Source organism: Streptosporangium sp. NPDC001681 (assembly GCF_040298085.1).
In the GTDB taxonomy this organism is placed as follows: domain Bacteria; phylum Actinomycetota; class Actinomycetes; order Streptosporangiales; family Streptosporangiaceae; genus Streptosporangium.
In genome coordinates, this window is the sequence record NZ_JBEOZN010000048.1 from 16,167 (window position 1) to 39,004 (window position 22,838).

The 22,838-nt window shown below is 68.1% G+C and carries 21 protein-coding genes and 3 pseudogenes; 13 read left to right on the forward strand and 11 right to left on the reverse strand.

Features of this window, described 5'->3' with window-relative positions:
• Positions 1 to 108 precede the first annotated feature (108 nt).
• The 5 genes from ABT130_RS22255 to ABT130_RS22275 all read left to right on the forward strand — a co-directional run bounded on the left by ABT130_RS22255 (position 109) and on the right by ABT130_RS22275 (position 3,416).
• Complete coding sequence (locus ABT130_RS22255; protein ID WP_350957972.1) at positions 109 to 1,170, forward strand: integrase core domain-containing protein; 1,062 nt, start codon at positions 109 to 111, stop codon at positions 1,168 to 1,170.
• Between the two features lie 156 nt (positions 1,171 to 1,326).
• Complete coding sequence (locus ABT130_RS22260) at positions 1,327 to 1,740, forward strand: YybH family protein (RefSeq protein WP_350957975.1); 414 nt, start codon at positions 1,327 to 1,329, stop codon at positions 1,738 to 1,740.
• Positions 1,741 to 2,034: 294 nt separating this feature from the next.
• Positions 2,035 to 2,298 carry a DUF4158 domain-containing protein gene (locus ABT130_RS22265; RefSeq protein WP_350958071.1) on the forward strand — a complete coding sequence of 88 codons (264 nt, stop codon included), beginning with the start codon at positions 2,035 to 2,037 and terminating at the stop codon, positions 2,296 to 2,298.
• A gap of 181 nt (positions 2,299 to 2,479) precedes the next feature.
• Complete coding sequence (locus ABT130_RS22270) at positions 2,480 to 2,950, forward strand: VOC family protein (protein ID WP_350957977.1); 471 nt, start codon at positions 2,480 to 2,482, stop codon at positions 2,948 to 2,950.
• Between the two features lie 202 nt (positions 2,951 to 3,152).
• Complete coding sequence (locus ABT130_RS22275) at positions 3,153 to 3,416, forward strand: hypothetical protein (RefSeq protein WP_350957980.1); 264 nt, start codon at positions 3,153 to 3,155, stop codon at positions 3,414 to 3,416.
• 323 nt (positions 3,417 to 3,739) lie between these two features.
• Here ABT130_RS22275 and ABT130_RS22280 read toward each other — a convergent pair whose 3' ends face one another.
• The 3 genes and pseudogenes from ABT130_RS22280 to ABT130_RS22290 form a co-directional block, all read right to left on the reverse strand.
• Positions 3,740 to 4,384, reverse strand: coding sequence for a phosphotransferase family protein (locus tag ABT130_RS22280; RefSeq protein ID WP_451935877.1), 645 nt, complete (start codon positions 4,382 to 4,384; stop codon positions 3,740 to 3,742).
• Between the two features lie 16 nt (positions 4,385 to 4,400).
• Positions 4,401 to 4,595, reverse strand: a pseudogene (locus ABT130_RS22285) (IS1380 family transposase); the annotation flags it as partial.
• A gap of 73 nt (positions 4,596 to 4,668) precedes the next feature.
• Positions 4,669 to 5,289 carry a TetR/AcrR family transcriptional regulator gene (locus ABT130_RS22290; protein ID WP_350957985.1) on the reverse strand — a complete coding sequence of 207 codons (621 nt, stop codon included), beginning with the start codon at positions 5,287 to 5,289 and terminating at the stop codon, positions 4,669 to 4,671.
• A 91-nt stretch (positions 5,290 to 5,380) separates the two neighbouring features.
• On the opposite strand from ABT130_RS22290, the gene ABT130_RS22295 reads away from it, so the two are divergent.
• Together ABT130_RS22295 and ABT130_RS22300 are read left to right on the forward strand one after the other, a co-directional pair.
• The gene (locus ABT130_RS22295) at positions 5,381 to 6,340 is read left to right on the forward strand and encodes a ketopantoate reductase family protein (RefSeq protein WP_350957988.1); all 960 of its coding nucleotides are present in this window, start codon (positions 5,381 to 5,383) and stop codon (positions 6,338 to 6,340) included.
• Between the two features lie 502 nt (positions 6,341 to 6,842).
• A complete protein-coding gene (locus tag ABT130_RS22300) occupies positions 6,843 to 7,424 on the forward strand; it encodes a recombinase family protein (protein ID WP_350957991.1) in 582 nt (193 codons plus the stop codon).
• A 59-nt stretch (positions 7,425 to 7,483) separates the two neighbouring features.
• Here the strand turns inward: ABT130_RS22300 and ABT130_RS22305 are convergent, their stop codons facing one another.
• Positions 7,484 to 7,684: a hypothetical protein gene (locus ABT130_RS22305; RefSeq protein WP_451935557.1), complete on the reverse strand. Its 201-nt coding sequence runs from the start codon at positions 7,682 to 7,684 to the stop codon at positions 7,484 to 7,486.
• Positions 7,685 to 7,865: 181 nt separating this feature from the next.
• On the opposite strand from ABT130_RS22305, the gene ABT130_RS22310 reads away from it, so the two are divergent.
• Positions 7,866 to 8,303 (forward strand): transposase, encoded by a 438-nt coding sequence (locus ABT130_RS22310; protein WP_350957994.1) that lies wholly within the window; start codon positions 7,866 to 7,868, stop codon positions 8,301 to 8,303.
• A gap of 59 nt (positions 8,304 to 8,362) precedes the next feature.
• Positions 8,363 to 8,776: pseudogene (locus tag ABT130_RS22315) on the forward strand (recombinase family protein); the annotation flags it as partial.
• Positions 8,777 to 8,929: 153 nt separating this feature from the next.
• On the opposite strand, the gene ABT130_RS22320 reads toward ABT130_RS22315, so the two are convergent.
• A complete protein-coding gene (locus tag ABT130_RS22320) occupies positions 8,930 to 9,772 on the reverse strand; it encodes a PHP domain-containing protein (protein WP_350958074.1) in 843 nt (280 codons plus the stop codon).
• Positions 9,773 to 9,857: 85 nt separating this feature from the next.
• Between ABT130_RS22320 and ABT130_RS22325 the strand changes: the two are divergent.
• A pseudogene (locus ABT130_RS22325) lies at positions 9,858 to 10,043 on the forward strand (LysR family transcriptional regulator); the annotation flags it as partial.
• On the forward strand, positions 10,027 to 10,320 hold the full coding sequence (locus ABT130_RS22330) for a type 2 periplasmic-binding domain-containing protein (protein WP_350957996.1): 294 nt from the start codon (positions 10,027 to 10,029) through the stop codon (positions 10,318 to 10,320). The pseudogene ABT130_RS22325 and the gene ABT130_RS22330, both read left to right, overlap by 17 nt.
• A 372-nt stretch (positions 10,321 to 10,692) precedes the next feature.
• Here ABT130_RS22330 and ABT130_RS22335 read toward each other — a convergent pair whose 3' ends face one another.
• Together ABT130_RS22335 and ABT130_RS22340 are read right to left on the reverse strand one after the other, a co-directional pair.
• A complete protein-coding gene (locus ABT130_RS22335; RefSeq protein WP_350957999.1) occupies positions 10,693 to 14,034 on the reverse strand; it encodes a 3-keto-alpha-glucoside-1,2-lyase-like domain-containing protein in 3,342 nt (1,113 codons plus the stop codon).
• A 1,028-nt stretch (positions 14,035 to 15,062) separates the two neighbouring features.
• Positions 15,063 to 16,370 carry a hypothetical protein gene (locus tag ABT130_RS22340; protein WP_350958002.1) on the reverse strand — a complete coding sequence of 436 codons (1,308 nt, stop codon included), beginning with the start codon at positions 16,368 to 16,370 and terminating at the stop codon, positions 15,063 to 15,065.
• Between the two features lie 237 nt (positions 16,371 to 16,607).
• Between ABT130_RS22340 and ABT130_RS22345 the strand changes: the two genes are divergently transcribed.
• Positions 16,608 to 17,477 (forward strand): GNAT family N-acetyltransferase, encoded by an 870-nt coding sequence (locus tag ABT130_RS22345; protein WP_350928283.1) that lies wholly within the window; start codon positions 16,608 to 16,610, stop codon positions 17,475 to 17,477.
• A gap of 361 nt (positions 17,478 to 17,838) precedes the next feature.
• Here the strand turns inward: ABT130_RS22345 and ABT130_RS22350 are convergent, their stop codons facing one another.
• Positions 17,839 to 18,723 carry a hypothetical protein gene (locus ABT130_RS22350; RefSeq protein WP_350958005.1) on the reverse strand — a complete coding sequence of 295 codons (885 nt, stop codon included), beginning with the start codon at positions 18,721 to 18,723 and terminating at the stop codon, positions 17,839 to 17,841.
• Entirely contained in the window at positions 18,720 to 19,298 is a 579-nt protein-coding gene (locus tag ABT130_RS22355; protein WP_350958008.1) for an RNA polymerase sigma factor, read from the reverse strand. The genes ABT130_RS22350 and ABT130_RS22355 overlap by 4 nt, the downstream gene beginning before the upstream one ends.
• A gap of 378 nt (positions 19,299 to 19,676) precedes the next feature.
• Here ABT130_RS22355 and ABT130_RS22360 point away from each other — a divergent pair, with 378 nt between their 5' ends.
• Positions 19,677 to 20,582: a hypothetical protein gene (locus ABT130_RS22360; RefSeq protein WP_350958011.1), complete on the forward strand. Its 906-nt coding sequence runs from the start codon at positions 19,677 to 19,679 to the stop codon at positions 20,580 to 20,582.
• 745 nt (positions 20,583 to 21,327) lie between these two features.
• Here ABT130_RS22360 and ABT130_RS22365 read toward each other — a convergent pair.
• Both ABT130_RS22365 and ABT130_RS22370 read right to left on the reverse strand, forming a co-directional pair.
• A complete protein-coding gene (locus ABT130_RS22365; protein WP_350958014.1) occupies positions 21,328 to 21,966 on the reverse strand; it encodes a WD40 repeat domain-containing protein in 639 nt (212 codons plus the stop codon).
• Positions 21,891 to 22,766 carry a LysR family transcriptional regulator gene (locus ABT130_RS22370; protein WP_350958017.1) on the reverse strand — a complete coding sequence of 292 codons (876 nt, stop codon included), beginning with the start codon at positions 22,764 to 22,766 and terminating at the stop codon, positions 21,891 to 21,893. The genes ABT130_RS22365 and ABT130_RS22370 overlap by 76 nt, the downstream gene beginning before the upstream one ends.
• Positions 22,767 to 22,838 lie beyond the last annotated feature (72 nt).

Sequence of the window (22,838 nt, forward strand, 5' to 3'; positions counted from 1 at the left end):
TGACGGCTGTGACCAGGGCTTGGAGTTCAGCGGGCGGGGGCCTGGTTGACCTGTGCGGTGCCAAAACTCGTCCATGGCATCTGACCTGGCCTTCTGTCCTCAGCACTCGTGTTTCTACGCCTCCTGTACCTGCTGATGGTCCGGTTGTTCGGCTGGTTGACACTCCTCGCGCGGGGCGACGCCTCCAAGGAGGTGGAGATCTTGGTGCTGCGCCATGAGGTCGCCGTCCTGCGTCGTCAGGTCGCCCGGCCGCGACCGGACTGGGCCGACCGGGCGCTGCTGGCCGCACTCGTACGGCTGCTGCCCACGCGGCTTCGGCTCCATCGGATCGTGACGCCGGGTGCCTTGTTGTGCTGGCACCGTCGGCTGGTGACCCAGCGCTGGACTTACCCGAACACGGCCGGGCGTCCGCCGGTCCCGGATGAGCTGCGTGACCTGGTGGTCCGGTTGGCCAGAGAGAATCCACGATGGGGGCACCGGCGGATCCGGGGTGAACTGCTCGGCCTCGGCCACCGGATCGGGGAAGGCACCATCCGCCGGATCCTGGCCGCGGCCGGAGTGGGCCCAGCGCCACGCCAGGCCTCACCGACCTGGCGACCGTTCCTCACCTCGCAAGCCTCCGGCATCTTGGCGTGCGACTTCATGCACGTCGACACCGTGTTCCTCAAGCGCCTGTACGTCTTGTTCATCATGGAGATCGAGACACGCCGCGTGCACATGCTGGGCGTCACCTCCAAGCCGACCGGTGCATGGACCATCCAGCTGGCCCGGAACCTGCTGGTGGACCTGGGTGAACGCGCCGGCGCTTTCAGGTTTCTCATCCGGGACCGTGACGGCAAGTTCTCCCGCTCGTTCGATGAGGTGTTCGCCGCCAGTGGTGTGCGGGTCATCAAGACGCCTGTCCGGTCGCCTCGGGCGAACGCGTTCGCGGAGCGGTTCGTGGGAACGCTACGCCGTGAGTGCCTCGATCACCTGCTCCTCTATGGTGAGCGGCACCTGCGTACGGTCTTGGCCGAGTATGAACGCCATTTCAACCATCATCGCCCGCATCAGGGCCGTTCGCTCCGCCCGCCGTTGCATGATCCCAGCGAGGTGATCGACATGGCCTCCCGGATCCACCGTCGAAGGACCGTCACTGGACTGATCAGCGAGTACCGCAGAGCAGCCTGATCGCCCTGCGAACGCTCAGCTCAGCAACAGTATTCGCCGTTTTGGCACCGCACAGGCACCCGTAGCGCACCCGGTGATCGCTGCGGGCGACCTCCATCGCCGCGGGGCCCAAGCCAGCCGCGCCCGCGGGCAGAAATGTGATATGATCATTTTGTCATGGATAGTCATGACACATCCCAGCCTCAGGTGCTTCTCGCCGGAGACCCCGGAGACCCCGATGGCCCCGCGGCCCGCTTCGTCTCGGCCATGAACGCCGGTGATCCCCACGCGATTGACCACGTCTACGAGGATGGCGCCGTCCTCGTACCGGTGCCCGGCCATTCCGTCACCGGCCCCGCACGCCTCGCCGCCAACCAGCACCTGCAGAGCTTCGGGCTGCCGATCGAGGCCCGTCCGAGGCACGCGTACGTGGCCGGAGACATCGCCCTGCTCATCGTCGACTGGTCCATGCGCGGCACGGCACGCGACGGCACCGAGATCGACATGAGCGGCACCGCGACCGACGTCGTCCGCCGCAGCCCCGACGGCCGATGGCGCTACGTCATCGACAACCCCCACGGCACCGACTGACCAGCTCAGCCGCCGAAATGCGATCCACGCTAAGGATCATGTCACCGGCCGCCAAGCGGTTACGGTCCTTCAAGAAAGCCGACCAAGCCTGGCAGCGCATCACCCGTCAGTACCCTCGGTTCTTAACCCGTTGGGCATGGACTGCTTGTTACTGGTGATCGGGGTGACAAGAGCGGAGTGACGGGAGACTGTCACGCTCCACTCTGTGGGAGCCCGGGGGTGTGATTCCCCCGGGCGACTCGACCTGAGGATCCGTCCTGTGCGAAGCGTTACACCGAACGGGACAAGACGCGGCTGAAACACACCTGGGAGATCGCCAAGGCGTGCGGGCTGAAGGACTTCGCCTCGGCCGAGGCCGAGCTGACGGGCAAGGTGCGGGCACACGCGTGGAACACCGGCGACGGCCCGACCGCGTTGTTCCAGTACGCCGTGCGCTGGCTGCGCCAGAACGACGTGCTGCTGCCCGGGATCACCACGCTGACCCGGCTGGTGGCACGCGAGCGCGAGCGCACGGGCGGGTATACCGATGGTAGCCCCTGGCCATCCAGGCTCTATTAGCGACCTTCATCGCCGACAAGACCATCGTCGACGAGTCCGCCGCCCGCGCTGCGGTCAACGAAGTCACCGCCACCGAGTGACAGATCACCCGAACATGGATTCCTCACATAAACTCCTGCTATGCCGCGCTGCGCCAGGCCCGAACTCGTTCCGACCATCCGGAAGAGAGGACAGCGCGGGCATGAACGACACCGAGCAGCAGCCAACCTGGACGCTCCTGACCGACCGCGCCCGGGTTCTGCGCATCATCGCTGACATCCGATGCGGCCAAGCCGACAAAGGGATATCTATGATCACCCATATCAACGTCGCCGTCATGTACGTAGCCGACCAGCAGCGGTCGGTGGATTTTTACGCCGATAAGCTTGGCTTCACCAAGACCGTCGACGCCGAGATGTGGCCAGGCGCGCGCTGGGTGGAGGTCAAGCCGCCGAACGGACAGACCTCGATCACTCTGCACAGCGCGGAGGCGTTCGGTAAGAAGCCGGGCGAGGGCGCCTATCTCACCTTCGCCTGCGATGACATCGACGAGACGGTGCGTCGGTTACGCGAGGTCGGCGTCACCGTGACCGACCCGGTGGAGGAGGCCTGGGGCACCTACATCAAGGTCACCGACCCGGACGGCCACGAGGTTATGATCTCCAAGAAGTGACGGGCGAGGGGCAGATGCCCGTCTGAGGATCCTGACGAGAACCACGACTCACTGGAGCCAGGCGACCCTACGAGCGAGAGCGCCATCACGATCGCGAGAGAGTTCTTGGAGTCCGGGGAAACGGATCCCAGCCTGAAATCCCCGGTTCAGATGTCCCCTCGCCCGCAGAGCGGGCCACCGTCAACGAGGTCATTGCCACGAAATGAACCGGAAAGACAGACTTCCCGTTTCCGGTTACGCGGACAAGGCGGCGGGCGACTTCCTGCCCGTCTTGCGAAAGCGCAGGTGCAACCGGGTGGTGCCGTCGCTGAGGTCGGTTCTCCTGCGCGACGTGCTGCCCCGCCGGGGCGAGGTGGTCTCAGCACGTGCCGAACGTCTGCTCATGGCCGCTGGCCGCCTCCTGGACGACGCTCGCGGGCGGCCAAGCCTGCGCGAGGCCGCCCGCGAGCTCAACACCAGTCCGTGAGCAGTCAACTTGCGCATCAAGATCACCACATGGTGACGGGTGACGTAGGCCGGCCACGATCGCAGGCCGAGGGCGCGGAAGTTGTTTCATAAGTGACCGCCTATGAAACAGGCGGGTGTTTCGCTCCGTGTTCCCGAAAGTGCGGGCACGGGTAGTGATCTTCGCCCCACGGGCTGTCGCTGTCTTGCCGGTATCGCTCGTAAAAGCCCTGGGCCTGTTCGTACTGGCCGGTGGTGTACCAGGTCAGGTCAGGGGGCGGGCCTCCAGTTCGCGCAGGGCACGAGTACCGAGCCCGCAGAACTGCCACTCCAGCGGAAAACTGATCATGTTGAGAAGGCCGGCCTCGCAGGTCCCGTACCGGACACGCCCGAGCCGATGCTCGTCACCGGCGGTGATCCAGAACTCGTAGGAGGAGATCGGCGAACCGGCGACCTGGATGAGAGAGCGTGGCAGCCGAAGCCGACTTCCAGCGCCGGGCCGCGCAACTGGGCTACCCGGTGCCGCAGATCGTCGCCGACGGCTTCGAAGGCAGCGCCGAGGGCGGCCGCCACTTCTTCACCGAACACAGCCTCGGCGAGGCCTCCCTGCACGACGCCGCCCTGGCCGGCGCTGATGCCCACGGCCAGGTGCCTCAGGAGTTGCTCGGCGTCCAGGACGCCGTCGAGGCGGGAGATATGCTCGCAGACCTCGCCGAGCTCGAACGCCCGGTCGCTGCGGCCGAAGTCTTCCCAGTCGATCAGCCGTACCCGGCGCTCGTGCTCGTCCCACAGGTAGTTGGCGCGGTTTCCGTCCGCCAGTCCGAGGACGGGCGGCAGCGGGTTCACGATGAGGCTGTCGGAGCGGTAGAGGCCAGCCAGGCGGCTCCTGCGCAGGGCCCGATCGCGGACCAGCCGTCCGCTGTCGGGATAGCGCTTCAGCAGCTCCTCCAGCTCAACGCCGGCAGCGGCGTCATCCTGCGGGCCGGCCACGTGCCGCTCGATTGCCTCCTGCAACGGGGCCGCGAACTTTCGCGCCCGCGTTCGCGCCGTTGTCGCCCGGCACCGTGAGACGGTCCAGTGACAGGCCCGCAAGCCCGGCGGTGTGAGCGAGCCGCATCACCGGCACCAGGCCCGCGGCCGACACGAGATTCGGGTCATCGAACGCTACCGACACCGCCTGGGGAGCGTGCTTGAATTGCATCTACGGGATGCCTTCCCGACAGTGAAAACGGAACCCTAGACAAGTCCCATTTTCCCTGGTCAGAAAGGTATTCTCACTTCAACTCACCGACACTCTCCTGCTCGTGCTCGCGCTGACCGTCGCCTGAGTGCGACCGGCGCAGCCCGTCCAGCACGAGGGTGATGACACCGTCGGCCTCGGCCCGCCAACCGGGGCGGTCATGGGCCGCACCGATGCCATGCAGTGCCATCATGACGGCGCCGGCACCCACGTCGTCGCGGACGGCGCCGTCCTTCACGGCGGCGGCCACCAGGTCGGTGACAGCCTGCTCCAGCGCCCGACTACCCTCGGCGAGCTCATCTGAGCCGGTGGCCATGAGCGTGGCCAGCGTCCGGGCGAGGCCCTGGTGGGCATCCATGTAGCCGACCATGCCACGCAGGAAGGTCGCCAAGGCCTCCTCCGCGGGCAGCGTGGCCTGCAACTGGCGGGCGCGGTCGCACAGCGTGGCGACCTCCTCGTGGTAGACCGCCTCGGCTAGCGCCTCCCGGGTGGGGAAGTGGCGGTACAGCGTGCCGGTGCCCACACCGGCCAGGCGGGCGAAATCATCGAAGCGCAGGTCGAAGAAGCCTCCGGCGTCGAAGACCTCCCGGGCCTTGGCGAGCAAGGCCTCGCGGTTGCGCTGGGCGTCGGCACGCAGCGGCTTGGCGGAGTTCATGCGCTACCTCGCGTTGACAAACGGAAACTACCTCCATATTTTTGGGAAGTGGAGATGACCTCCAATTTGATTGTATCCCACGAGGTGCAGCTTGAAGATCCTGATGTTCGGCCGAGGCGTGATCGCCACCATGTACGGCTGGGCCCTGGAACGGGCCGGGCATGACGTCGAGTTCTACGTCCGGCCGGGCCGCACGGCGGCGTACGGGGAAGCGATAGACCTCGATCTGCTCGATGCGCGGCGGCGGGTGTGGGGGCAGCGCGTCGTCCAGAAGTGGCCGGTGCGCTACCGCGAGGCGCTGGAGCCGGACCACGACTTCGACCTGATCGTGCTGAGCGTGCCGCACCACCGCCTCGCGGAGGCGACGGCCTTCCTGTCCCCGCGTGTCGGCCACGCCACGGTGCTGGTCTTCGGCAACATCTGGACCGAGCCGCTGACCGCGATCGGCGCACTCCCTGTCGACCAGATCGCCTGGGGCTTTCCCCAGGCCGGTGGCGGTTTCGGCGCGGACGGCGTGCTCCGTGGGGCGCTGCTGCCGTCGGTCATCTTCGGCACCCTCGGCCAGCCCCCGACCGACCGGGAGCGGGCCGTGCGCCAAGCGTTTCGCGAGGCCGGGCTCCGGCTTAAGGAGCAGCCTGACTTCCGCGGCTGGCTGTGGGTCCATTTCGTGTCGGATGCGGGCCTGCACTCGCAGGGCCTGAGGCTGGGCTCGTTGGCCAAGCTGGCAGGGGCGACGGGCGACCTGCGCGAGGCGCTGCTGGCTATCCGCGAGCTTCTGCCGCTCCTCGAGGCGCGCGGCGTTGACCTGCGACGTCACCGGGGCGGTGTGCTACCGTTCCGTGCGCCCACCTGGCTGACGGCCCCCGCGCTCGCCTGGCTGCTCGCTCATTTCGCGCCGGCGCGCGTGAATTTCGAGGCGCACTCCGACCCCGAGGCCGAGGAGCCGCGTGAGATCTGCCGAGACACCCTGGCGGAAGCACGCCGGTTGGGCGTCGCGGTACCGCGACTGGAGGCGGCGGAACCGAGCTTCGCCCGCGAGGTGACAGGCTGAGTGAGCGGCTACGAGACTTCCCCGCAGTTCCGCTGTGATCACCCCTTGGCGACGAGGGGTAGGAACGTCGACGACCTCGCCCCACGCCGGGTGCATCTCCTCAGCCATCCGCGCATCCTTCGAAAGATCGGCCAAAGGACAGGATCGCGCAGCGGCTGTCTCGACGAAGGACTGGAACACGGACACCACGCCGTGGACATCCTCTCCCACGTCGCCTCCACCCGGTCGCTCACCTACGTCAACGACCTCCTCCACGCGCTGACCCCCGGGACACAGAAACCAGCGTGCGCCAGTTCCGCCACCGCATACGCCAAGAGCTCCGCATCCCCGCATAGAGCCACGGCCGCGCCCGCGAGCACGCCCCCGATTCCCCGCGGCCAGGCGGCGCTCACCGCTGCGCCACAACGACTTCCTGGACAGAGGTTTCTGGACGGCATCGTGCCTGGTCACTAGAGTGTCCAGAAAAGTTAGACGTTTCTGGACACCGCTGGGAGGGTGGCTGATGACCGTCTGGGCGTACGTACGGGTCTCGACGCGCGACCAGAACCCACAGCTCCAGCTCGACGCCCTGGCGGCCAGCGGCTACGACGAACTGGTCACGGAAAAGGAATCGGGCAAGCGCGGTGTCGCGCGACCGGCGTGGGAGGCGCTCTTGGCGCTCCCCAAAGCGGGCGACACGCTGAAGTTCTGGAAGTCCGACCGGTGGGGCCGCTCCGCGGGACACGTGCTGACCACGGTCAACGAGCTGCGCGACCGCGGCATCACGGTGGTGTCGCTGACGGAGAACTTTGATCTGGCCACCAAAGAGGGCCGGTTCATGTTCGCGGTCCTGGCCGCAGCCGCGGAGTACGAGCTGGAGCTGCGCGCCGAGCGCCAGGCCGAGGGAATCGCCGCCGCCAGGCGTCGCGAAGCCACAGGTGCCATGCTGCCCGGCAAGAAGAAGACCGGCCGGCCCCGCGTCATCGGCCCCGCCGAGCTGGCCACACTACGCCGCCTGGTCGCCGACGGTGTCTCGGTCACCGAGGCCGCCCGCACCCTCAAAATCGGCCGCTCCACTGCCTACGCGGTACTCGCGGGACGCTGACCAGCAACTATCCCACCCGCATCCCGCTTCTGCCCTGAGGCGCCCCAGCAAGATCGTTCTCATCGATAACGGCTGTCCGCCGGTTCCTCAACCCCGTCTTCGGCCGCTTCGTCGAGCTGCTCGGCGATCATCGCGTGCAGCCTGGTCATCCCCGCCACTCCCTCGGGCAGGCGGGCCTTGGCCAGCCTGCGGCCCGAGGCGTCCCTCAGCTCGACGTCGTGATGCTGCTCGGCCCAGTCATCTCCCACGAACAGGCGCACCGCTTCTCCCGATTTTCGACACCGATCGATACTCAACAGCCCGCAGGAGAACCGTCAGCGAACTAATCAAGCAGTGCTCACGCCTCTGCGGGCGGGCACGGCATCCCGGCGGGGATCAACTCTCCCGGCCGACCAGCGGGGGCACGATCTTTGGGCGGGACTCACGGTCCGGTAGCTATGAGTGCTCACCCGCTGGCGACTGTACCCGGCCGCTGAGATCGTCCTATCGCAGACTGGGCTGGGACCGGTCCTGGGCGCCCGGGCGCTCGCAGAGTTCGGCGACGCCGAAGGCCGCTACACCAGCGCCAAAGCACGCAAGAACTACGCCGGCACCAACCCGATCACCCGGGCGTCGGGCAAGAAGAAGGTCGTGCTCACCCGCTATATGCACAACGACCGGCTCATCGACGCCCTCGATTCTCAGACCTTCACCGCCCTGCAGGCCTCACCGGGCGCCCGCGCCTACTACGACCGGCTCCGCGCCCGTGACGTCTGCCATCACGCCGCCCTGCGCCAAGTGGCCGGCCGCCTCGTCGGCATCCTGCACGGATGCCTGAAGACCAACACTCTCTACGACGAAACCGCCTGGTCACACCACACCGAACCCCTCACCGCTTGACACTTAAGCTCCTGGGATGTCTTCGGGGCTCATCGCACGGACCCGAGTGGAGGACCGTCATGACGACCTCTCTGGAACCCGCCGACCGGCCGGACTTGCTCGTCGCCGAGCCGCTCGTCCGCACCGAGATCAAGATCGGATACGCCCGGGTCTCGACCAGCGGGCAGAAGCTGGAGCGGCAGCTCGACGCGCTCACCGCCGCCGGGTGCCGGAAGATCTTCGCGGACAAGAAGTCCGGCAAGAACGCGCTCCGCCCCGAGTTGAAGGCGTGCCACGCCTTCCTCGACCTCGGCGACACCCTCGTCGTTCCCTCGCTCGACCGCTACGGCCGCAGCCTCCAGGACCTCATCAACATGGTCGCCGAACTCCGCGAGCGCGGCGTCGGCTTCACCTCGCTGCACGAGAACCTCGACACCACCACCCCCGGCGGCCGACTCGTCTTCCACGTCTTCGCCGCCCTGGCGGAGTTCATCCGCGAACTCATCGTCATCGGCACCAACGAGGGCCTGGCCGCCGCCCGCGCCCGCGGCCGTATCGATCGTCAACCCTTGCCCGCAGTTCCTCGTTCTCCGTCACGAGCAGCGCATCCCCATCCCACTGTCAAGATCTCCGCGCTCAACACCATGTCAGTCCGCCCGGCCCCAGATGCCCAGTATGTCCTTGCCCGGGCGGAAGCCGTGCGCCTCCGCCATGTGCGCCGCCTCCTTGAACCCTTGGGCCACAGCCGACGGCATGTGCGCGTCGCTCCCGAACGTCACCGCCTGCCCGCCCTCCTCGCGCCACCAGCGAAGGATGGTCGAGTGCAGCGGCAGGCGCGTGTTGATCTCCAGAGCTCTGCCCGACTCCGCCGTCACCCGCAGCGCGTGCCGGAACCCCTCCTCGAACTCCAGCAGATCGAACGGCCCGGCCTGCTCCGTCGGCCAGTAACGGATCGGATAGTCGATGTGCGCCAGTACTGTGAACACCTCGCTCTGCTCGATCAGCCGGGGAATCTCCGCCAGGTAGTCACGCATGACCTCCGCCGCGGGTCGCCGCGCGAACTGCCCCGGAGGCTCGGTGAACCTGTCCCCGATCGGGAGGCAATGCAGCGACCCGATCAGCCGATCGAACGGCCCGGCCGCGAGCAGCTTCGCGATCTCCTCGGCATGCCAGTGTGGCTCCCCCAGTTCCATACCGCTAAGGATCTGCAACTCCGGGAAGCGCTCCCGGCACCTTTCGATCGCCTCCAGGTATCCGGCCGCGTCGAACCGCGGCGGAGTCAGCTCGCCATCCGGTGAGCGCACGGTCGCCAGATGGTCATCCGGGTGCAGCACGTCGGGGTTGACCATCCACACGGTGTGATCGACGTGCTCCGTGAAGGCGATCGCGGGCAGGCCGAGCTCCACCGCCTTCTCGCAGGTGCGCTCCATCGAGCCCAGCGGCGCGTCCCAGGACCACTCGCTGTGCACGTGACTGTCCGCAGGCAACATCACGAATCTCACCTCTCGTCGATCGGAAGATCACTGCACAGCGTACTGAGCGGTCACGAGGGCGAGTTGACGGGCGGCGGCCGAGCGCCTCCACCTGTCCATCCCCGCGACCAGCCGGGCGCTCGGCCGGTTGCGGCGGGCGATGGGCGGCCCGATCCTGGTGCGCGCCGGTCGTGAGATGGCGCCCACCCCGTTCGCGCTTCGGACCGCTCCCCGGGTCCGGTCGCTGCTCGAGGAGGCGTCAGCGCTGATCAGTGCTGATCAGTGCTGACCACGAGGTCACGATCGCCGACCTCAGGCGCACCTTCACGATCCGCATCAACGACGGCGTGGCCGCGACCCGGGTCGCATCCAGCCATTACGTCGGGCTCGCCCCTCGACGCCTCGCCGAGCAGTACGGCCAAGCCCTCGGCATCTGCTGGTTTCCCATCCCCGCGGACCTGCCGGAAATCGACGTACGACTGCTCTGGCACGCACGGCTCGACGTCGATCCGGCACAGCGCTGGCTTCGTGACACGATCCGCGACACTTTCTGCTCCCCGTCCTGACGAGCAACATGCGCGACAGCCGTTTGCGTGCCAGACGCGTGCACGGATGGTTCGCCGGCAAAATCAGAGACACATGGCCCGCCGGTGACTGCGTTGGGGGCGCGGCAGCCAGGAGCGGCGCGGGCATGGCGGTCTGTTTTCAGATGCAGAACTCGGCGTTCAGGGCCTGGTTCATGGCTTGGTCGACAGCGGCATCGTCGGGGGCGGGCAAGGCGGTGGGCCACACAGTCGGCGACGCGGTGGGGCGCGCCGTCGGCAAGCGTATCCGCTGCCCGATCTGCCGATCGTCCAGGACGATGGCATCGCGGCGCGCTCGTGGCCCGGCAGGCCGGCCACGCGCAGAGGGCGGGACGGCCTGCCGGGCGGATGAGGTCAGGAGACGGGTTCGATCCACACGTTGCGGAAGCGGGGATTCTCGCCAGGGTCGCCGTGGTCCTGGAGGCGGATCCCGCCCGACGCCGCGCTCTCCGGGATATTGTCGCCTGTGCCGCCGTCGATGGCCACGTCGTTGTGCACCACCACGCCGTTCCAGACGACCGTGACCCGCGCGTTGTCGACCTTCACTCCCGCGCTGGTGTAGCGGGCCGCACGGAAGGTGATCTCGTAGGTCTGCCACGTTCCTGGGGCGGTGGCCATGTTGCGGTCGGGCGCGCGCTTGGAGTAGATCGCGCCCGCCTCGTTGGCGGCCGGTGTGGTGTCACCGTATGACTCGAGGACCTGAACCTCGTAGCGTTCCTGGAGGAAGACGCCGCTGTTGCCGCGCTGTTGCCCGGTCACGTCCGGCGGGTAGTCCGGCTCGTACCACTCGACGTGGAGCTTGAAGTCGCCGAACGTCTGCCGGGTACGGATGTCGCCGCCATAGGACTCCATGGAGCCGTTCGCGATCGGCCAGGTCGCCGACCCGCCGGCCCGTTTCTCCCACGCCGCCAGACTGGACCCGTCGAACAGCGTGATCCGCTGCGCCTTCGACACGGTGATGTGGTCGAGGCTGACCTGTCCCATATCGCCGGAGTCGTACCTGTAGTCGATCCTGTTCGAACCCCGCTTCAGGTTGAGCGCCTCCGTCTGGACGGCCCAGGCGTCCCAGCCGCCGGTGCCGGCCAGCCGCACCTGCCTGACCTTGTCGCCGTTGACGTACACGCTCACCGACGTGCCGGCGTTGGCCGCGTAGCGGAGCCCGACGTTGTGCATGCCGGGTGAGTCCGTCCGCACGGTGAACGACGTGCTCGCGCCCGCGGCCGTGTAGCCGTCGACGAAGCCCTTGCCGGTGTAGCCCTGATGGTTCGTGCTCACCTTCGCACCACCGCGCAGCAAGGCGTTCTCCGCCTCGAGTACCGGTCGCACGGCCACGGTGATGGAGTCCAGGTTGACGTTGCCCGTGTCGCCGCTGTCGTACTTGTAGGCGATGATGTTGGCGCCTGCCTTCAACGCGAGCGGTTCGACCCGGGTGGCCCACAGGTCCCACGTTTCCGTAGTGGGCAGCGGCACCTGCCTGACCTTGGTCCCGTTGACGTACACGCTCAGAGATTTGGTGCCGGGTGCGGGGTGCGGGCCGTTGGAGTAGCGCAGGCCCACGTGGTAGGTGCCGGCCTCGGCTGCGCGTACGGCGAACTGCGTGGCCGCTCCTGCGGCCCAGTAGCCGTCGACGAAGCCGCTTCCCGAGTAGCTCAGATGGTCGGTGTTCAGCTTCGCACCGCCGCTGTGTGAGGCGCTCTCCGCCTCGTACGTGGTATCCGTCGTCGGGCCGTCGATCATCGAGTTAAGCGTGTACCAGGCCTCGGTGCTCCACAGCGGCTGCCCCGATGCCGAGCTGAACGGACGCGGCGACCGCAGGTGCACCACGCGCCCCGGCTTGAGACCCGCGATCTTGAGCGTGACCTTCTTCCCACCGGAGGTCGGCTTCGCGGAGGTGACGGTCAGCGGCTCCTCGTCCACCTTGGGGCCACCGTAGGTGGAGGCCGCGGCGTACCGCCACTGGGTGGCCTGATACTTGGCCGCCAGCGACGTGGCGGTCTCGGCCGACAGCGGCTGGGTGTACTCCAGCTCGAAGCCGCCCTCGATCGCGCGCATCTTCAGGATGTCGAAAGCCTTGTCGTCGCCGGGGGTCAGCTTCTGCAGTCCGTAGGTGAGCTTGCCCGGCTGGCCCCAGTTTCCGCCGGCGCCGAGACCTCCGGCGTAGATGGCGCCGTCGGGCCCCAGGCTGATCCGGTTGACCCCTGCCTCGAGGCCCTGAGTGAAGCGGAAGACCGCGCCTTGGTACTCGCCGTTGACCTTCTCGAGGTAGCCGCGCTGGATCCCGCCGTAGGTGACGTCGCCGAACAACATCTGCCCCGCGAACCTGCCCCCCCTCATGACCAGCGGCGTGCTGGGGGAATTGGCGATCTCGTTGTGCGGCAGCCAGAGCACGGGCGCGCTCACCAGGTTGTCATCGAACAGGCCGTCAGGGTTGGTGTAGTGGTTGAAGAACCGGTCCTTCTTGATGTGCACCAGTTTCGAGGCGGGCAGCCAGCCGCCCTGGTTGTCCATGACGAACAGGTCACCCTCCGGCCCCCAGCCGAGCCCGTTGGGCGTGCGCAGACCGCCAGCGATGTACTCGACCTCGCCGGTGGCCTTGTTGACCTTGATGGTCGTGCCCCTGTTCCGCGCCGGCTGCGGGTCGGTGGTGGCGCCGCCGTAGTTGATGGCGACGGAGAGGTTGATGTAGAAGTGGCCGCCACGGTAGAGCAGCCCGAACGCGAACTCGTGGAAATTGCCGCCGAACGGCCAGCTCGCCACGGTCCTGAGGTTGTCGGCGACCTCGTCGCCGTTGGTGTCGTTCAGCTCCACCAGCCGGGACTTCTCCGACACGTAGAGCTTGCCGTCCACGTACTTGATGCCCATGGGCTCCTGAAGCCCGCTGGCGATCTTCTTGGTGGTCACCTGCGCGGGTGAGGTCTTGCCTGTGACGTTGTCGAGCAGGTAGACCTCGCCGAGCTTGGTTTCCGAGCCACCCCACGTGGCGACCGCCAACCGGCCGTCGGGCAGCCAGTCCATCGCGGTCACCTGCGGCTGGAAACCGTTCGGTCGCAGGTCGGTGAGCGTGAAGTCAGGGTGTACCGACTCCAGCGGCAGCCCGTCGCCCGGAGAGTCGGCGCCGCTCTCGCACTCCTTGCGCCCGGGGGCGGTGACCCGTACCACGTCCGCGTCCGTGCTCAGCACCGAGTTCGGCACGAGGGTGAACGCCGAGGATCCGGGTGGTTTCCACTCCAGCTTGAGCTGCTGGCCGTACAGGTGCTCGAAGTGGTCGACGCGCAACGTGTGGTAGCCGGCGGTCAGGGTGATCGTGCCGTCCACGGCGATCGGCCCGTGCCGCCCGTCGTTGGTGATCACGACGGTGTCGTCGATGCGCAGCCGGGAGCCGTCGTCGCTGGTGAGCCGGAACTCGTACGTGCCTGCGGCGGCGATGGAGATGTTGCCGATGACCTCGGTGACGAACATGTCGGCCAGGCCGAAGTCGGCGTCGGAGGTCCAGTCGATCGTGGGCATCAGCTTGTCCACGTTGGGTGTCTGACCGGGCTTGAGCGTGCAGAGCTTGGACAGTTCGACTTGGAGGTCGTAGGTGCGCAGAGTGATGCCCGGCTCCTGCGGCGGCACCGCCGCGCGCGCTTGAGCGGGTACGACGAGCCATGAGAGTGCGGTGAGCAGTAAGACGGATAACAGGGGTAATTTCCGCATGGCCAGTCCCATCTCGGTGAGGGCGCCGCGTTCAGCGCGGCGTGGGGGTTACGGCATCGCCGATATGGCCGATCGAACGGCGGATGCCGGGTCTCATTCGCTGTAACACGGAGGAAATAACGCTGCTCTGCGCCGTAATATAAAGCAAGATCTGCAACTTGCCCATACTCTTTTGCCTCAAATCGACGTAAGTCGTGACTCACCACGGCAAAAGGGTGCGGCGCCACGGCACCGCTCGCAACGAGTGCAGGGCGACCGGGGATCTGCCAACGGCCTGCCGTGTCGGCGACCGAATTGGGTGCGGCTCTTCTGGAGGGGCTGGAAGGTCCGGTGTGACCTGGGCTTTTGCAGATCCGCCCCCCGGCGCCCCGAAGCGTCGTCGTCATCGGGAAGAGCTGACCGGACATGACCGGGTGGGCTCCCGAACTGGGATGTTGCTGCTCTGGCGGCAGGTGCGGGTTGGTCGTTTCGGTGTTCATCACGTGATCCAGGGCAAGAAGGCGGGCGGTTCCAGAGCATGCGCCGCAGCAGGGAGGTGTTGCGGGCATGCCGCCTGGCCAGGTCGCTGATCGGCTCGGCGAAGGTCCGTACCTGGCAGGTCGGGTTGCCGCACTTCAAGCGGCGTACGGTCAGGCTGATGAGGACCTGGCGGCCGCCGGCCGCCAGGTCCTCATCAGCCGCCGGTAATGCCCGTGCAGCCGGATCGACGGCACCCGGCACCCTGAACAGGGGATGGGCGCTCCGCCGGTCCGTGCCCGGATCAGCACATAGCCGCCGCGGTCGACGAGCTCTTCCGGTTGCGTCCACGGAGGTGGCGTATGAGTTTCCCCAGCTAGATGGCATGGCGCCGTGAAACGAGGACGGCCATCGCGTGATCCTTCAGGTTGCGAAACCAAGATCGAAGGAGAAGAAAGCGATGGCCGTACCCGACAGTGTGGACCCCGCCGCATGGCCGGCGGAGCAGATCCGGCAGGGCGATCCGGATCTGTTGCGATCAATGACGCGGGGAGGGCGAGCGCCGACGACCTTCAGCCGCCCGTCGGCAGGAGGTCGAGGGTATGGGTGAGGGCGGCGCGGCCCCTGCGCAGGGCAGCGGCCGGGTCGGTCCCGGCCGGTCCCTGCCAGCGGAGATAGACCATGGTGGAGCCGTGGCGCACGGCCACGGCGATGTGCGCTACGGAGTCGTGACGGGCAGGATGGCGCTGCGAGTCAGGGCGCCGCACGGCGAGAGTCTCGATCTCTCCTGTCCAGGAACCCCTGGTGAAGGGCTCGAGGCGACGGTCGATGCTGTAGGACAGCGCGTCGTCGGAGTCGCAGGGCTTCACCCCCTTGTCGGTCGAGACGCCCGAGCGGGCCCAGCGGATCGGCCGGATGCGTGCCTGTTCGGCGCTCTGCTCGTCGGCCAGGAACAGCACGTCCTCGCGGATGGAGACCTCGCCGATCAGGCGGCGCGTGATGGCCGGAGCACCGCCGTGCACGTTCTCCTCGAAACCCGACGGGCAGACCAGATCATGCAAGAGACCAACAGGGTCGGGCCACGGCCTCATGTCCTTGCCGTAGACGGACGGCAGAGGCAGGGCCGCGGCCATCATGGTCGAGGCGGCCCGCGAGGTGACGCCGGCCGGTGCGGGCGCGGAGGGGGCGCCGCCCACGGCGGCCAGCACGGACACCGCCGCCTCGGTGCCCCGGAGCAGCGGGCTCTGGCCCGGCCTGCCGCCTGCCTCGAACGCCCAGGCCCACGACACCTCGGCCAGCAGCGCGCCGCGTGCGGCCACGATCGTCACCCTGGCGCCCGAGTCGCCGTACTCCGTCCAGTTCTCTGTGGTGACCAGGGCCTGCACCCCGTGCCACCCCCAGCGATCGAAGTCGGCCACGTCACTGATCGCATAGCCCTCCGGAGGGCGACGGCCACACTCCTCGGCGCCGCGCCGGGTCGCCGCGACCAGGCGGCTCGCCTGGTCGGGCGAGGTGATCCAGAACCGCACCTCCAGCGGATCGGCCACCTCCGGAGCGTGCAGCTCGCCGGTGTAGGCGGGCACACCCTCAGGCGGCAGCCGCGCCTCGAGGCCCTGCTTCTGCTCCGGCCAGCACCAGTGCAGGAGGGGCGTGTCCAGTCTCATCGCGAAGGGGGCGAAGGTGAGGTCCGGCAAGAAGCTCTCGAAGACCTCGTCGTCCAGGCGGTCTCGCAGTCGCTCGGCGATCTCCTCGGCCGAGGCCGCCGCGTCCGCGGGCATCGGCAGCGCGGGCATCTTCAACTGGTCGAAGCCACCCAGGGTGAACAACAAAGTGACGGCCGCGGCCGCGATGCGCAGCCCAGGACGCCTGGAAAGATCCACAACGGACATGATGCCGTACACCCGGCCAAGTTCACCGGGACAGCGATCAAGGAGCTCTTTCCAACCTGGCCCCCTCCTCCCGAACGTGTCCCCGGCCGCCAAGTAGCGGCGCGGCTCTGTTTTCGGAAGTGCCGAGCTGGGCTTTCACCCTTGCGTTGTGCGTGTTCTCCGAAGATGACTGACTGCTGGCGGGATATTCGGGTGCGGAGGGTCGGTGGGGTGGTGTGTGATCGAGGGATGGCGATCGAGGTGGGTAGGCCGGGGGTCGACGGGCTCGGTGACGTGGTGCGGGTGTTGGGGAAGTGGCAGTACGACGGAGGGCTCGTGCAGTTGCATCCAGGGGATGTGGGGTGGTTCTGGCGGTTGGGTGCGGAGCGGACGGCGGAGGCTACGCGGACCTGGAGTCGGGCTGGGGAGGTTCTGGCGGTCGGGCTGCTGGATGGTGCGGAGTTGCTGCGGTTGGCGTTCGCGCCGGAGGCGTTGCGGGATGAGGAGTTGGCGCAGCAGGTGGTCGAGGACGTGTCGGCGCCTGAGCGTGGTGTGCTGCTCGAGGGCAAGGTGTACGTCGAGGCGCCGATGGGTGCGCTGGTCCAGGACCTGTTGTTCAAGGACGGCTGGGAGAGTGGCGAGCCGTGGACACTACTTCGGCGTGACCTCGGCGCGCCTGTGCCGGATCCCGGCGTTCGCGTCGAGGTGATCGGGCCGGAACAGGCGCACGAGTGGGCCGCGGTCCTGCGGGCGTCGTTCGACGGGTCGACGTTCACCGACGAGCGCTGGCACGCGATGGCGGCAGGTGCGCCGTATGTCGACGCGCGGTGCCTGGTCGTTCGCAATGAGCAGGGCGAGGCGGTGGCGGCCGTGACGGTGTGGTCGGCGGGTGAAGGCAAGCTAGGGCTGATCGAGCCGATGGGGGTGCACCGGGCACACCGCGGTCACGGTTACGGCCGAGCGATCACGGTCGCCGCGGCGCGCGCACTCCAGGAGTTGGGTTCGTCCAGCGTGGTCGTGTGCTGCCCGAGCTCCAACGTCGGCGCCGTCGCCACCTACCAGTCGGCCGGCCTCGAGCAGTTGCCCGAGAGACGGGACCTGTACCGCAACGCTTCCTGAGGTTTTCGGTGTGGGGCCGGGGTGTGGCCAGTGATCGCGAGGTTGGTCTCCGGGGTTGGGGTGTCGATAACGAAGCTGTCATGAAGTACACGCGATGGCGTCCGGCCAGGTCAGCGGCTTGCGCTTAGGGGTCCCGGTAGTACCGGCGAAATTTTCAACGGACATGCAGGTCAGAGCTCCCTTAAGAACCTTCGGGCACAGCGTGGAAGGGGGCCGCTGACCTGCATATCCGTTGTTTCCTGCGTCGTTACTACTGGAACCCCCATTAGCAGTCCGGGTACGACCTCGCCGCGCCGTGTCCGTCCACTCAGTATTCGGCGGCGCCGGACCGTGAGGCCCGGCGCCGCCGCGGGTGGCCAGATCAGTCGCGCGCGGAGCCGCCCGTGGCCGATGTGTTCAGCTGCGCGCTCGTCCGGCCGGTGAGCTCCTCGAGGGAGACGCTGTGCCGCGACCCGTCCTGGAGGATTGCCGTGACGCTCTTGACGCCGCCACGAGGTGAGGCGTTCTCGCGCTCCTCCGTCGTCGGCGCGTCCGGCCACCAGGCTGCGAAGTAGCCGCCGGTGACGGTCGCGGTCACGCTGCCTTTCGCCTCCGTGGAGAGCTCCAGACCCACCACGCCGGCACCGACCCTGCCGGTCACGATACGCACGCTCTCCTCACTCGTGCTCATGACCGCGCCGAGGGCGGCCCGCGCCGCCCCCGCGGGAACCGGCGAAAGCGGTTGTGCGTCGGGCCCCGGCGTGCTGCCCTGCGAGCCGACGAGGTCGCCATCGCGGAGCAGGCAGGTGATCTCGGCCAGATGGCTGCTGTCGTCGTTGACGTAGACGAGCGTCCATGGCCCTCGGCCCTCGGTCACCACGGGCCGGAAGCCGAGCTCACGCCCGGTTGTGCGCTTGGCGGTGTCCCGGGCGCTGTCGAGGCACTTCTCCTGGGCGTCGGCGGCCCGGTCACCGCTCACCGTGTGTGGCGTCGCGGTCCACGCTGCCATCGCCGAGCCACCGCCGAACACGCCGGGCAGCAGCAGCGCTGCCGCGATGCCGACGGCCACCCCTCCGCCGGCAGCGGTGAGACGCCCGGCGGTGAGCAGACGAGGGCTGCTGGTCGTCGGTGCGGGCGTCTCCATCGGGTCGGTGGCCATCACGCGGGCCAGCAGGACCCGAGCCTTGGGGTCGGTGCTGGTGTCCAGGTCGGCGGGGGTGACGGCCGGGTCGAGGTCGCGCAGGGCGTGGTCGAGGGTGTCGTTCATCGCATGCTCCGGGAGTTCACGGTGGCGGTTGCCACGGGCTGGGTTGTAGTGGCGGGGACCGCGTCGGCGCGGTGGCGCAGGGCACGCCGGGCCCGGGTGAGCCGAAGCCGGAACGCGACGGGGGAAATGCCGAGCACCCGCGCGGCCTGTGGGGCTGTGAGGCCGTCCCACACGGCCAAGGCGAGCGTCTCCTGGTGGCGCGGGCTGAGCCGCCGCCACGCCCGGACGAGGTCGAGCCGGCGTGCCACCAGCTCGGGGTCCAGCCCGGCCGCCGCGGCGCCGGTCAGCTGGCTGTCGGCGATGCGAACGGTAAGTGCCTGCCGCCGCTGGTCGGCCCGCAGCCCGTTGCGCAGAGTGCGGTGCGCCACGCCGAACAGCCAGGCCCGAGCCTCGTCCGCCGCCAGCGGCACGTCGTCCAGGCGACGCCAGGCGACGAGGAACACGTCGGCGACCACGTCCTCGGCATGGGAGGGATGGACACGACGCTCGATGAACCGCAGCAACGTGGCATACGTCTGCTCGTAGAGGCGGGCGAAGCGCTGGGTGCGCGGCGGCCCGGTGTCGGTGACGTTCATGCCTAGGTCATGTCCGGCAAGCCCACAGGTGTGTCGCGAACCGTCACGACGAGGCGTCGACCGGCCTTTGGGGGCCCAGTAGTAACGACGCAGGAAACAACGGATATGCAGGTCAGCGGCCCATCTTCCACGCTGTGCCTGAAGGTTCCTAAGGGGGCTCTGACCTGCATATTCGTTGAAAATTCCGTCGATACTACCAAGACCTCATAAGGGGTCGATCGCAGGATGAGGGTTCAGGCCGCCCAGTACGGATGCGCCGCATCCGACCTCGTTGCGAGGCGGCGGGCCCGGGCACCTTGTGACTGCTCTGAGATCTTGGACTGCGACGATCTCGGCGGTCCCGTCACCGTAGGGCAAGAGCAGCAGGAGAACCCCCCGATGAGATGGCCTATCGCCGCATTCGCCGCCGTCCTGGCATCCGCCCTGGTCGCCGGGTTCGGTGACGGTGCGAGCGCCCAGAGCGCTCCGGCGGACCCGGTGCGGGCGCTCAAGAAGCAGATGGCGGCACATGGCGGAGTGCGCTTCTCCCGGGTCGCGGTCGACACGACCGAGGATCGAAGCGATGTTCCCTCCTGGATGACCAAACGCAAGAGCAAGATCACCTTCCGTAGCAAGGGGGCCGTCCAGTTCGGGGGCGGGAAGGTCACGGCCAGCGACGTGACGAGCCGAAACAGCCTTATCGGGTCAGATGAGAGCGTGCGGTTGGTCACCTTCACAGGCCGCAGCTATATGTCGGGATGGCCGGTGCAGCCGCTGCCCGCGGGCAAGGAGTGGGTCCTGCTCGACGACGACACGACCAGGCCGGAGATGGACAGCGGGCGGATCAGACTCGCCGATCCCGCCACGTTGCGGGCCGTGCTCGCCACCACCACGGCCAAACGGCCCGCGGGCCGCTACGACGGCACCCGCACCACCCTGTACGAGGGAAAGATCACCTTCGGCGAGCTGAGCAAGGCCTACCCCGGATTCCGTCTCCTCACCGACGGAAAGCCAACCGCGAAGGACCTCGGGATCGAGGTCTCCTGGCGGCTGTGGATCGGTGAGGACCAGCTCGTCCGCAGGGCGTGGAGCTCGTGGAGCGAACCCCTCCTCAAGAAGATCGACCTCTACGTCTCCAGCGTCACCGATGTCCGCCTGACCGGCTGGGGCACCGCACCTGGCGTCCATGCCCCCTCCGACGACCAGGTGGTGAAAGCCGATGGCCCCGTACCCGACTTCACCATCCGCACCCTCCAGCAGATGAGTGAGGACCTCGGCTCCCAGAACCACCCCGCCTCCTACTGAACACCCGGCCCACTGCCCAGCTGTTACGCGCAGGCGCGCGAGAAAGCCGGGACGAGGACCCTCTCGCCTTTGACAGCGGAAACCGGCCAAGGCCTTGATTACCAGTCGTTACCGGCGCGGTGCTGGTTGACGTCATCGGCCTGCCTGCGCGTCTGTTTGAGGGTGGGGCGGCGTCTTTAAGGCAGGACAGTGCCGGGTTCGGCGGGGGTGATCCGCTGTCCGCGCGGTGGAGGTCGGCACGCGACGAAACCCGACCGTGGCCGGGAGGGTCCGCGCGGTGTGCGAGCCCGGCCCCGCCCCCGGCCCGAGTGTGGCCGACGCTTGCCGCCGGTCAAGTCCGCTCCCTCGCTGGCGCTCGGTCGGCGGACTGGACAGTCGGCCGCGCGTCGGCCGGACAGGCCGCGGGGAGCGAGGCCGGGAACGGCGGGGAGGGAAGATCGGCTCCGTTGTGTCGTGGGGGCCTCGCAATTGGCCACACATCCGGTCCCGGCAGCAAGATAGGCGATCAGGGCACCTGATCGCGGTCCGGTCCCTCCGGGGCGCTGCGCTGAGCCGACGACGACCGTCGGCGAGCAGGCCAGTTTCCGGACTTTCTGGACCCCCTACGCGCGGGCGCGCGAGGTCTGTGGAATTCGCTCACAGAAGTCTGGTTCTGTGATCCCCTCCGGCGGGCGGATCGGCCGGCCTTCGGGGAGGATCGGACCGGATTTTGGCGGTAGGGCTGAAGCGGTGATGATCTACTGGGTCAGCGGGTCGGCCACAACCGCACCGTGTCGTCGAGGCTGCCGGTGGCGAGGGTTTTGCCGTCCGGGCTGAAGACCACCGAGGTGACAGCGTCGGTGTGGCCGGTGAGGGTGGCGATGGTTTTGCGGCCGGCCATGTCCCACAACCGCACCGTGTCGTCGAGGCTGCCGGTGGCGAGGGTTTTGCCGTCCGGGCTGAACGCCACCGAGTAGACCCAATAGGTGTGGCCGGTGAGGGTGGCGCTCGGTGTGGGGTTGGCGGCGCTCGGTGTGGGTTTGGTGGCGTTTGGTGTGGGGTCGGGGGTGCAGGCGACCGTGGTCGGTACGCCGATGGCGGCCAGGGCGCCGAGCCCACCCAGGAGCAGGGTGCGGCGAGATAGTGGCGGTAGGCCCTGGCCGCGAGCGCTGAGGTGGTCGAGGCACTCGGCCGGTCGAAGGGCCTGCGGTAGGTCCCGCGCACCCGCGCGGGCCAGCTCGACCTGCGCCTCGGCGTAGAGCTGCGGCCGCTGGCGGGCCTCACCCGCGGCTTCTACGACTGCTGGACAGCCGGCACCGTATGCCTTGGCTATTCCGCTGCGTGGGCGAGGACGAAGTGACGGAAGTTCTCCACTGCCGGTGGGCGGGTGCGATCCGCGACCCATACCAGGCCGATCCTTCGTCGTGCGCCCGCGATCTCGCGTTCGGCGACCCCCGCTACCGCGTCGCCCGGTGGGACCACCGCCACGCCCAGCCCGGCCGCGACCAGGCCGCGCAGCGTGCTTGTCTCTTCTCCCTCGAAGGCGATCTTCGGGCGGATGCCTGCCTCGCGGAACAGGTTCTCGATGATCGAGCGCAAGCCGTACCCGTGCCTCAGGACGATGAACGGCTCGTCCGCCACCTCCGTCAGGCTCACTTCCCCCTGCTCCCTCGCTCCCGTGACCGCCAGGCGGTGACCGGCCGGAACGGCCAGTCTCAGCCGTTCCGTCGTCAGCAGATGCCACGCCAGGCCCTCCGGGCGAGGGCTAGTGATCGCCATATCCGCGTGCCCCTGGACGACTTGCTCCTCGATGCGCTCGGCGCTGCCCTGCATCAGCCGGAAATCCACCCAGGGGTGCTCGGCCCGGTACGCGCGGAGCAGTTCCGGCACCAGCACGGTGCCCTGCGTGTGCAGGAAGGCCAGGCCAACCTCGCCGTGCTCGGGATCGGCGGCCTGGGCGAGCGCTTGCCGGGCCGCGTCTTCGGTGGCGACCAGGCGCTCGGCGTGCTCACGGAAGATCGCGCCGTACGCGTTGAGCCGGAGCGTACGGCCCTCGCGGTCGAATAGAGGCGCGCGCAGGTCACGTTCGAGCCGGGCGATGGCGCGGGAAAGCCCCGGCTGGGAGATCCGCAGCTCCTCGGCCGTCCGCGTGACGTTGCCGGTCTCCGCGACGCGGAGGAACCAGCGCACTGTAACCAGATCCATGCGTAGCAAGCATAGTTCTTACAAATAACTCTCATTGGACGTATCAGCGCACCATGTCGCATTGTGGAGAGG